Raw genomic sequence first — 3693 nt, 5'->3', positions numbered from 1 at the left:
GGCCTGGACCGCCGCGCCGGCGTCCGTGCCCGACCATCTCGTCAACCTGCGCGACGTCGCGACGGCCGCCCCGGGCCTGGTGCCCGGGGCGTTGCTGCGTTCCGACGCGCCCCGGTCGGGCGACGTCGCCCCGGCCGACGTGGTGTGGCCGCCCCGCACGGTGCTCGACCTGCGCGACCCGGGGGAGAACGGCGAGCCGCACCCGCTCACGGGCGTCGCCCACGTCGTCCCGCTGCCCCTGCTGGACGGCACGGCGATGCAGGGCGCCACCGCGCCGGCGCCGGTGCCCGGCCTCGGGGAGCTGTACCTGCAGATGCTCGAGGGCGTGGGCGCCGGGCACCTCGTGGAGGCGGTGCGGCTGATCGCCGTCGACGACGCGCCGGTGCTCGTGCACTGCACCGCCGGCAAGGACCGCACGGGGGTGACCGTCGCGCTGGTGCTGGCCCTGCTGGGCGTGGACCGGGACGCGATCGTCGCCGACTACGAGCGGACCGGCCCCCACATGCGAGACGTCCTGGCGCGTGCCGCCGTCACCGCGAACCTCGCCGTCCCCGACGCGCACGTGCTCGCGAAGCTGCCGCCCGAGCTGGTCACCGCTCCGGGCTGGGCGATCGAGACGGTGCTCGACCGGTTCGCCGAGCACGACGGCGGCGCACCGGGGTGGTTCCGTGCGCACGGCGGCGGCGCCGAGACGCTGGACGCGCTGCGGTCCCGTCTCCTCGACGGCTGATCCGGCCCCGGGCACGCGTCGAGCCTGCCGGGACGGGTCCCGACAGGCTCGGCCGACGTCGCGGGCTTGCGCCGACGGCGTCTCAGGAGCGCGTGTCGCGCCAGCGGACGAAGTCCTCCGAGTAGCGGTGCAGCAGCGTCGCGAGCTGCGCGACGTCGGCCTCGTCCCAGTCGCCGAACGCGTCCTTGTACATCTCGATGCGACGGTCGCGGGCCCGGGCGAAGCGCTGGGCGCCGTCGGCGGTCAGGGTGATCCGCTGGCCGCGGGTGTCCTCCGGGTCCACCTCGCGGTGCACGAGGCCGAGCTCCACCAGACGGCTGAGCTGTCGGGACACGGTGGCACGACCGACGCCGAAGTGTGCGGCGAGGTCGGAGCCGCGGATCCCGGGATGGGAGTCGATGTGCGCGAGGATCGGGTAGGCCGACGCCTCGAGCTCGGGATGCACCCGCCGGGCGGTCTGGGCCGCCGACGACTGGGCGCGGCGGATCAGGACCCGGATCTCGCGTTCGAGGGCACCGAACGGGTCGGTGGCCGGGTCGGGCAGGGGCTGGGCGGCGACGTCGTGCATGCGCCCATCATGAGGCTTCGCCGAGGCAAACGGGAGTGGCCTAGCAGGCGAACTTGCACCCGGACGGCGTCTCAGCGGGTGAAATCGACCCCGTCCGGGTGCTGGGCCGGTGTCAGGCCCGTTCGGCGACCGGAGCGGCGACGTCCTGCTCGGCCGACTTCTCCTCGTCGAGCACCTGCTCGATGCCGGAGCGCTGGCCCAGCGGGATCTCCTTCATGAAGAGCACCGCGATCAGCGAGACGACGGCCATCGGCACGGCGTACAGGAAGATCGTCGTGATGCCGTCGGCGTAGGCGCCCTCGACCACCGTCTGCACGGGGGCGGGCAGCGAGGCCAGGTCCGGGACCGCGCCCGAACCGGCACCCATCGCGTCGGAGGCGATGCCGAGCTTCGCCAGGCCGGTGGAGAGGTCCGTCTTGATCTGAGCGGCCATCACGGCGCCGAGCGCCGAGACGCCGATCGCGCCGCCCAGCGAGCGGAAGAACGCGACGCCGGAGGTACCGGCACCCATCTCGTGCACGTCGAGGGTGTTCTGCGTGGCGAGCACGAGGTTCTGCATCAGGGCGCCCACCGACAGGCCGAGGCCGAACAGGAAGACGGAGATGAGCACGAAGCTCGTGTCCACCTCGATGGTCGACAGGCCGAACAGCGAACCGGTCAGGAGGACGGCGCCGCCCACCATGATCGCCTTGTACCGGCCGGTGTTCGAGATGATCCGGCCGAGCACGATGCCTGCGAGCATCGTGCCGACCACCATCGGGATGGTGAGCAGGCCGGACTCGGTCGGCGTCTTGCCGCGGGCGAGCTGGAAGTACTGGCTGAGGAAGACCGCGGTGCCGAACATGGCGACGCCGACGGACGCCGAGGCGACCACGGCGAGCACGAACGTGCGGTTCTTGAACAGGTGCAGCGGGATGATCGGCTCGGCGGCGTTCTTCTCGACGAAGCCGACGACGACGAGCGCCAGCAGGGCGCCGCCGACCATCGCGCCGGTCTGCCACGACAGCCACTCGAACTGGTCGCCGGCGAAGGTGACCCACAGGAGCAGCAGCGCCACGGCGACCGCGATGAGGCCGGCGCCGGCGTAGTCGATCTTCACCTCGCGCTTGGCCAGCGCGGGCAGGTGCAGCGTCTTCTGCAGCACGATGAACGCGGCGACGGCGAACGGGACGCCGACGAAGAACGTCCAGCGCCAGCCGATCGAGTCGGTGAGCACACCGCCGAGCAGCGGGCCGCCGATCTGCGCGACGGCCATGACGCCGCCCATGAGGCCCATGTACTTGCCGCGCTCGCGCGGGCTGATGATGTCCGCCATCAGGACGGTCGCGAGGGCGGTGAGGCCGCCGGCGCCGATGCCCTGCAGGGCACGGAAGCCGATGAGCATTTCGATGTTCTGCGACAGGCCGGCCGCGGCGGCGGAGACCACCGTGATCGCGAGGGCGACCTGCATGAGGACCTTGCGGTTGGTGAGGTCGGCGAGCTTGCCCCACAGCGGGGTCGAGATCGTCATCGTCAGCAGCATCGCGGTGACGACCCAGGTGTAGGAGTGCTGGGAGCCGCCGAGCTCGCTGACGATCTTGGGCAGCGAGGTCGAGACGATGGTGGTGGCCAGCAGCGAGACGAAGACGCCGAGGAGGATGCCCGAGAGGGCCTCGAGCACCTCGCGGCGGGTCATCGCCGGGGCCGGCGTGGCGGAGAGGCCCGGCGTGGCGGCCGCCGGGGTGGGGGACTGACTCATCGGGCGGGGATCTCCTCCTGCGCCGTGGCGCGGTCGTGGGTCGTGGTGAGTGCGGCCGCGACGCTGCGGATCCGGGAGATGGCGTCGGCGAGGTCGTCGTCCGACCAGTCGGAGAACGACTCGGAGACGAGGTCGTCGATGCGTTCGAAGGAGGCCTCCGCGAACTCGCGGCCGGCGTCCGTCAGGGCGAGGTAGCGGGCGCGCCGGTCGTCGTCGTCGACCGTGCGCTCGACGAGACCGGCGTCGACGAGGGCGCTGATCTGGCGGCTGGCGACGGAGACGTCGACGCGGAGCTTCGCGGCGACGTCGGTGATCTGGACGCGCCCGCACCGCGTGAGCAGGTGCAGGGCCCCGAGGCCGGCCCGGGGGAGGTCCAGGTCGCGCGCCACGCGCATGGCGGCCTCGCGCTGGGCGCGGGAGAGCTCCTCGAGCGTCTCCACGAGCTCACGGGCCGCGGTGCGGTCAACGGGCATGGCAGGGCCTTTGCTGAAAGGGGGTGGGTGCTCGGGGCCGGACGGCCGGAGCGGTGCGGCCCCGAGGGCGGGCCGAGTTGTTGCAGGGTGCAAACATACGCCCGGTGCTTGCAGCAAGCAAGTGTCCTGGTGAGGACTTCACCCGGTGGACGACGACGGCCCGCGACGCCCCGTGGGAGCGTCG

At 72.6% G+C, this 3693-nt stretch carries 4 protein-coding genes; 1 reads left to right on the top strand and 3 read right to left on the bottom strand.

Annotated elements, in window-relative coordinates; genetic code table 11:
* Window positions 1–730, top strand: a 730-nt coding sequence (locus ACFWEK_RS19980; RefSeq protein WP_430555175.1) for a tyrosine-protein phosphatase, incomplete at its 5' end; no start/stop codon positions are given.
* A gap of 82 nt (window positions 731–812) precedes the next feature.
* Here the strand turns inward: ACFWEK_RS19980 and ACFWEK_RS19975 are convergent.
* The 3 genes from ACFWEK_RS19975 to ACFWEK_RS19965 all read right to left on the bottom strand — a co-directional run bounded on the left by ACFWEK_RS19975 (window position 813) and on the right by ACFWEK_RS19965 (window position 3509).
* A complete protein-coding gene (locus ACFWEK_RS19975; protein WP_429765975.1) occupies window positions 813–1298 on the bottom strand; it encodes a MarR family winged helix-turn-helix transcriptional regulator in 486 nt (161 codons plus the stop codon).
* A gap of 112 nt (window positions 1299–1410) precedes the next feature.
* Window positions 1411–3036: an MDR family MFS transporter gene (locus ACFWEK_RS19970; RefSeq protein WP_430548403.1), complete on the bottom strand. Its 1626-nt coding sequence runs from the start codon at window positions 3034–3036 to the stop codon at window positions 1411–1413.
* The gene (locus ACFWEK_RS19965; protein ID WP_430548404.1) at window positions 3033–3509 is read right to left on the bottom strand and encodes a MarR family winged helix-turn-helix transcriptional regulator; all 477 of its coding nucleotides are present in this window, start codon (window positions 3507–3509) and stop codon (window positions 3033–3035) included. The genes ACFWEK_RS19970 and ACFWEK_RS19965 overlap by 4 nt, the downstream gene beginning before the upstream one ends.
* Window positions 3510–3693: the final 184 nt, after the last annotated feature.

It is taken from the genome of Isoptericola sp. NPDC060257 (assembly GCF_042726645.1).
Lineage (GTDB): Bacteria > Actinomycetota > Actinomycetes > Actinomycetales > Cellulomonadaceae > Isoptericola > Isoptericola nanjingensis.
Note: the sequence above shows the minus strand (reverse complement) of the source record. Positions and strands in the feature narration are given on the sequence as shown.

Bases quoted from the DNA above. Each gene is read 5' to 3' on its own strand.
- ACFWEK_RS19975 (WP_429765975.1), bottom strand. From the start codon at position 1,298: ATGCACGACGTCGCCGCCCAGCCCCTGCCCGACCCGGCCACCGACCCG.
- ACFWEK_RS19970 (WP_430548403.1), bottom strand. From the start codon at position 3,036: ATGAGTCAGTCCCCCACCCCGGCGGCCGCCACGCCGGGCCTCTCCGCC.
- ACFWEK_RS19965 (WP_430548404.1), bottom strand. From the start codon at position 3,509: ATGCCCGTTGACCGCACCGCGGCCCGTGAGCTCGTGGAGACGCTCGAG.